The sequence below is a fragment of the Actinokineospora sp. genome, from assembly GCF_050699995.1.
In the GTDB taxonomy this organism is placed as follows: Bacteria; Actinomycetota; Actinomycetes; order Mycobacteriales; family Pseudonocardiaceae; genus Actinokineospora.
Window position 1 is genome coordinate 1 of sequence record NZ_JBOHGC010000266.1, and the last position, 5267, is coordinate 5267.

5 protein-coding genes and 2 tRNA genes are annotated in these 5267 nt (G+C 70.7%); 4 read left to right on the forward strand and 3 right to left on the reverse strand.

Translation table 11 applies throughout. The features are described 5' to 3' along the window. Together ACRDSQ_RS13600 and ACRDSQ_RS13605 are read left to right on the forward strand one after the other, a co-directional pair. A partial coding sequence (locus ACRDSQ_RS13600; RefSeq protein ID WP_431421396.1) for a hypothetical protein occupies positions 1–187 on the forward strand: 187 nt, incomplete at its 5' end. After that, a complete protein-coding gene (locus ACRDSQ_RS13605; protein ID WP_431421397.1) occupies positions 184–438 on the forward strand; it encodes a zinc ribbon domain-containing protein in 255 nt (84 codons plus the stop codon). The genes ACRDSQ_RS13600 and ACRDSQ_RS13605, both read left to right, overlap by 4 nt. A gap of 44 nt (positions 439–482) precedes the next feature. Here the strand turns inward: ACRDSQ_RS13605 and ACRDSQ_RS13610 are convergent, their stop codons facing one another. The 3 genes from ACRDSQ_RS13610 to ACRDSQ_RS13620 form a co-directional block, all read right to left on the reverse strand. Further along, positions 483–1553: an FkbM family methyltransferase gene (locus tag ACRDSQ_RS13610; RefSeq protein ID WP_431421398.1), complete on the reverse strand. Its 1071-nt coding sequence runs from the start codon at positions 1551–1553 to the stop codon at positions 483–485. Between the two features lie 159 nt (positions 1554–1712). Then, positions 1713–1795 (reverse strand) — tRNA-OTHER (locus ACRDSQ_RS13615). Between the two features lie 28 nt (positions 1796–1823). After that, a tRNA-OTHER gene (locus tag ACRDSQ_RS13620) sits at positions 1824–1906 on the reverse strand. Positions 1907–2075: 169 nt separating this feature from the next. On the opposite strand from ACRDSQ_RS13620, the gene ACRDSQ_RS13625 reads away from it, so the two are divergent. Together ACRDSQ_RS13625 and ACRDSQ_RS13630 are read left to right on the forward strand one after the other, a co-directional pair. Next, entirely contained in the window at positions 2076–2438 is a 363-nt protein-coding gene (locus ACRDSQ_RS13625; RefSeq protein ID WP_431421399.1) for a phosphopantetheine-binding protein, read from the forward strand. Between the two features lie 80 nt (positions 2439–2518). Continuing rightward, positions 2519–5267: type 2 lanthipeptide synthetase LanM family protein (locus ACRDSQ_RS13630; protein WP_431421401.1), on the forward strand; the 2749-nt coding region annotated here is incomplete at its 3' end.

Here is a 5267-nt window from a genome sequence, read left to right on the forward strand (position 1 = left end):
GGACAACAAACCAGACGGTACTGTGACAACAGGAAGCATCGGCGAATCTCCCGGACAACGGGCGGTTGTGAAGAACGCCGATGCTTCCCCCATCTCCGGCAATGATCGCCACCATCGCCCCGTGTCAAACAAAGATCAACCAAACGTGTCACCGCGAAAAGTGCGAAACCTCAGGGTCAGACAGTGAAACCCAAACTGTCGCTGGCAACCCGCACCTTCACCTGTGAGCACTGTGGTTTGGTGCTCGATCGGGACCTCAACGCCGCGATCAACCTCAAGCAGTACGTCGCCCGGAGTGGCCGGGAGACGCTAAACGGACGTGGAGCCGACCAGAAGACCGAGCCCGGCTCGGCAGGTGGCTGTGAAGCGTCAACCCCGCACCATTTCGGTGGGCAAGACGGGGACCGCCCGCTGGCAACGGCGGGCTGCGAGACATGAACTCACCAGAGTTCCTCACTCGCAACGGTGTTCTCGTTGTGGGTTCAGGAGAACGTGGAGACGACCACGACCTCGTCGGGCAGCGAGTCCGCCGGGACCTGGCCAGCCAGCCAGGTCCGCACCTCGTCGCCGTCGAGCGGTCGGCCCGTGCCCACCGCCGCGACGACCGGACGCGGGTCGTCGGCGTAACCGGGGCGGATGCCCTGCACGGAGAACCGGCCGGTGCCCGCGAGCATCTTCGGCTCGGTCACCTGGACCTCGAAGCCCTGCCCGGCGAGGAGCGCGCGCACGGTGTCGACCCGGCCCGCGGTGGGCAGGCCCGGCTCGTCGTGGACCTCCATGGTCACCTGCTGGATGAGCGGCCAGTGCGCGTCGTCGATGCCGCGCAGGACATCGAGCTCCGCGCGCTGGACATCGATCTTGAGCAGGTCGATCACCGGCGCCCCGACTTCGGCGATCACGTCGGACGTGCGACGCAGCACGCATTCGCGCTGGTCGTACTCGAAGTCCTTGGCGAGGATCGCCTCGACCGCGTCGAGATGGGTGTCGCGGCCCTCGGGGCCCGCGGCGCGCTCGTGGTCGACGTAGGTCTGGATGAGGTGGCGCTCGTTGTCGAACGCGGCGTAGTCGGCGCGGCACGACATGATGGAGATCTCGGGGTAGAAGTTGAACCGGATCTTCTCGTCCTGTTCGGACAGTCCGATCTCGAAGAGCCGGGCGGAGATCCCACGCCCGGCGGTGTTGGCCGCGAGCCGTTGGTACACCTCGGGAACCGGCTCGAACGCGAACACCGTCGCGGACGGACAGCGCGCGGCGACGAAGAGGGTGAACATGCCGATGTTGGCGCCGACGTCGAACACGACCGCGTTCTCCCGAAGGACCACGCCGCCCTGCAGATAGGACTCGGCGACGAAGATCTCGTCGTGCAGGAACCGCGTCTCGGTCGGCGAGATCTCGGCCAGCTCGTCCAGAGCGCCGGTCTCCGCGTTGCCGGAGGGCCTGCCCCACGGCAACACGCGCGCGGTCAGCCGACCCGTTTCGGATCGGTCGACACGCGCGCGCGCGACGCCGGGATAGCGCAGAAGGGCAGATTTCACCTGGTCTGTCTCGGTCATAGAACCCCGTCCATTCAACTGATAGCCATTCATGCCTGAGGACCCGAGAACAGCTACCTAAGGGGACCGTGTCGGCGGTCGACCCGGGTAACCAATCCAACGCATGTTTGAAGACCTTGGCGACCCACTGGGAAAATTCCGGGGAGGCGGGCTAGCTAGCGGAGAGGGCAGGATTCGAACCTGCGTGGGCGTGAACCCGCCAACCGAAGCCGGCCCCGATAAACCACTCTGGGCACCTCTCCATGACCAAGCCGATATTCAGTTGTCCAGCGGAGAGGGCAGGATTCGAACCTGCGTGGGCGTGAACCCGCCAACCGAAATCGGCCCCGATAAACCACTCTGGGCACCTCTCCCTGGGCTTTTCCGTCCCCTTCCGGGAACCTCCGGCCCGCTGACAAGGACAACTTTGCCACGCCCTTCTGACAATTCGCCGACACACCGCTGACGCCACAAGATCAGAAACGTGTCAGCGCCCGGTCAGAAACCGCTGCCACTGTTGTGCGCGAAATGAAAGGGGTGGCGATGACCACGGCAGGGATCTCCGCGGACGAGGCAGTGCGCGCGCTACGGGAGCGGACACTGGCCGACATCGTCGCCGCGACGGTGGGGCGCGACCACGTCGATTCGCACGAGGGCTTCTTCGACGCGGGCGGTGACAGCGTCCTGGCGCTGCAGGTCGTCGCACGGGCGCATGAGGCCGGGTTGGCCCTGACGGTGCGCGACATCTTCGAGCTGCAGACCGTGGCCGCGTTGTCCACGCGGGTGACCGAGGTGACCGCCCCGACCGGCGACGAGTTGCCCGAGCTGAGCAAGCAGCAGCTCGACGAGTTCGAGGACTTCGACAGCCCCGCCGAACCGGGCGGCTCCGACGAGTGGGAGTCCTGATCCTGGTCAGACCGGGTGCGGCGCAAACTGGGTAACTTCTACCTATCTCCCCGCGCCGCCTTCGTGCCAGAGTTCCGCTTGTGATCAGACAGGCGGCCGGTTCGACCGCGTCGGGGTCGGCCGACCTCTTGCCCCCGGGCTGGTGGCTGCCCGCGATCGCCCGCGGCGAAGCCGACGACCCCCTTCCGACCTGGGTGGACGCGATCGAGCACGCCGTGCGCGGCGACGCGGGCGACGAGCCCGTGCCCGCGGACTGGAAGGCGGCCTTCGCGCTCCCGTTCCGCCCGCTGGTGGCCGCGGCGCGCGACCAGGTCACCACCCTCGCCCGTCCCCTGGTGACCGACCAGGTCGCCGACCTCGACGCGGTCGGGCACGCCGTCGCCCGCTGGCTCGACGGCCACCTCGTCACCCGCGCGAGCCGGGCGCTGGTCGCCACGCTCAGCGACCACGCCGAGCGTGGCCTGCTCGCCGGGACCGACAGCAGGCAGCGGTTCGCCGATTTCGTCCGACGGGTCGCCACCCCGGCGGGCCGGGCGGCGCTGTTCACCGAGTACCCGGTGCTCGCCCGCGGGCTCGCGCAGACCTGCGCGGCGGCGGCGACCGCAGCGGTCGAACTGTTGGGCCACTTGGCCGCCGACCGCGAACGCATCGTGCGGGACCTGCTCGGTGGCGTGGACCCGGGCCCGGTCACCGGTCTGCGGCCCCGCCTCGGCGACCCACACCGACGGGGCCGGGCGGTCGCGGTGCTGACCTTCGCTGACGGCCGCGACGTGATCTACCGGCCCCGCGACGTGGGCACCCACCTCGCGCTCGGCGCGTTCGTCGAGCGGATGAACCAGCACGTGCCCGACCTGGACCTGCGCGCGGCGGTCGCGGTGGCGGGCGAGGACCACGGCTGGATCGAGTTCATCGCCGCCGAACCCCTGCCCGACTTCGCCGCCGCGGAACGCTTCTACCGCAGGCAGGGCGCCCTGCTGATGCTGCTGCACCTGCTGCACGCCTCGGACATGCACTACGAGAACGTGATCGCCTGCGGCGACCAGCCGGTCCTGGTGGACGTCGAAACCCTGCTGCACCCCCGGCTGCCCGCACCCGTCGCCGTGGACGACCCGGCCGCGGCGACCCTGTCGGATTCGGTGTACCGCACAGCGTTGCTGCCGGTGATCGCGGTCGGCGAGCACGGCGCCGTGGATATCTCGGGGCTCGGCGGCGACCGCGGCACGGTGTGGCCGGGCACCACGGTCGGCTGGGCGGACCCAGGCACCGACCGGATGCGGCCGGTGCGCCGCCCGCCGGAGTTCGCGGGCGGGTCCAACCGCCCCCGGTACGCGGGCCGCGAACTCGACCCAGTCGACCACGAACCCGCGCTGCTCTCCGGGTTCCGTGCCGCCTACGACGCCGTCCTGCGCCACCGCGACGAGTACGCCGACTTGCTGCGCGCGTGCGCGGGCCTGGAGATCCGCGCGGTGCTGCGGCCGACCCGCGCCTACGCCGTGCTGCTCACCGAGTCCGCGGACCCCGCCCTGCTGCGCGACGCCCGCGACCGGGACCGGATGTTCGACGCCCTCGCCGACCAGCCGGACCTCGCCGCCTGCGAACGCGTGGATCTGTGGGCCGGTGACGTCCCGATCTTCGCCGGACGACCGGACTCGACCACCGTGGTCAGCGCGGACGGAACGGTGGTGGCCGATCACATCGAGCGGTCCGGACTCGACTGCGCGCTGGACAAGCTCGCCGCCATGAGCGAGACCGACCGCCGCGACCAGGCGTGGATCGTCTCGGCCACGCTGGCCACCCGCCGCCCCGTGCTCGAACACCACAGCCAGGCCCCGGTCTCCGGTCCGCTGCAGGGCACCGCGGCCGATCCCGAGCGGCTGCTCGCCGCCGCGTGCGGCCTCGGCGACCAGTTGGTCGCCGCGAGCCACACCGGCCGCGACCGGACGAACTGGCTCAACCTCGAACTCGTCGACGACCGCCAGTGGCTCGTGCTGCCCATGGGCGCGGGCCTGGCCAACGGGTATATCGGGGTGTCGCTGTTCCTGGCGCAACTGGCCGACACCAGTGGGATCACCCGCTACCGCGAGGCGGCGAAGGACGCCATCGCCACCATCCCCCACCTGTTCGCCACGATCCTGAGCGCACCCCATCTCGTCCACGCCATCGGCGGCGGCGGTCAGCACGGCCTCGGCGGCATCGCCTACGCCCTGGCCCGGCTGTCGAACCTGTTGGCGGACAACGAAGTCCGCGGCTGGGCCGAGCAGGCGGTGGACCTGGCGGCGCTGACGGTCGGTCCCGCGGGCCCGCACGGCTGGGACACCGGCACCGCGGGCTGCCTGGCCGCGCTGCTCGCCGCGGACACCGAACTGGGCAGTCCCCGAGCCGCCCGGGCGGCCGCCGCGTGCGCGGACATCCTCGCGAGCCATGTCGAAACGGCCGAGGACGCCTTGCCCGCCGGTTTCGCCGACGGCGCGGCGGGAATGGCTTGGGCGTTGTCGCGATTCGTCGAGGCCGCAGCGAAGACTCACCCGACCACCGATGCCGCGTCCCGGTACGCGGCAGCCGCTCAGACCGCCGCACGAGCGGCGACGGCGCCCGGTCCGACGGCATGGCGCCTCGGCTGGTGTTCCGGTGCCGCAGGGGCCGCCATGGGCGCCTTGGCGGGGGGCTTGGTTCCCGCCGCAGTCGTTCCTCTCCTCGCGGACACCGGGCGCCCGGTGGTGCGCGACCTGAGTCTGTGTCACGGCGAGTTCGGCATGGTCGAGGCGCTGGCCGTGCTGGCGGGCGCCGGACACTGCCCGGCGCCCGCCCTGCGGGCCCGCACCGCCGTCC